Source organism: Reichenbachiella sp. 5M10 (assembly GCF_002742335.1).
GTDB lineage: Bacteria > Bacteroidota > Bacteroidia > Cytophagales > Cyclobacteriaceae > Reichenbachiella.
Genome location: NZ_MDGR01000005.1, coordinates 1 through 623, shown reverse-complemented (window position 1 = coordinate 623; position 623 = coordinate 1). Strand labels below are relative to the sequence as shown.

1 protein-coding gene is annotated in these 623 nt (G+C 51.5%); it reads left to right on the top strand.

All coding sequences use genetic code 11. The features are described 5' to 3' along the window. The coding region (locus tag BFP72_RS00025; RefSeq protein ID WP_143519881.1) for a tandem-95 repeat protein at positions 1-623 on the top strand (623 nt) is incomplete at both ends.

The window sequence follows — 623 nt, the reverse complement described above, 5'->3', positions numbered from 1 at the left end:
AAGTGTACCCGCAGCAACTGATGTAGATGGTACGGTAGTGAGCTACGCTTTGGTAGACGACACCACAAAAGGAAACCTCACTTTCAACGGAGACGGTACGTATAGCTTCGATCCGAATGGAGAGTTTGAAGCCTTGGCAGCCGGCGCGACAGAAGATGTGACATTCACTTACACTGCGACGGATAACGACGGAGTTACCAGTTCCACTCAAACCGTAACGATCACTGTAACAGGTACGAACGACGCCCCAGTAGCAAGCAACGATGCACAAGGCACCGACGAAGAAACTACGCTGAGCACAAGTGTACCAGCCGCAACTGATGTAGATGGTACGGTAGTGAGCTACGCTTTGGTAGACGACACCACAAAAGGAAACCTCACCTTCAACGGAGACGGTACGTATAGCTTCGACCCCAACGGAGAGTTTGAAGCTTTGGCAACAGGCGCGACAGAAGACGTGACATTCACTTACACCGCCACTGACAATGATGGCACAGTAAGCGGAACGCAAACCGTAACGATCACTGTAACAGGAACGAACGATGCCCCAGTAGCAAGCAACGATGCACAAGGCACCGACGAAGAAACTACGCTGAGCACAAGTGTACCAGCCGCAACTGATG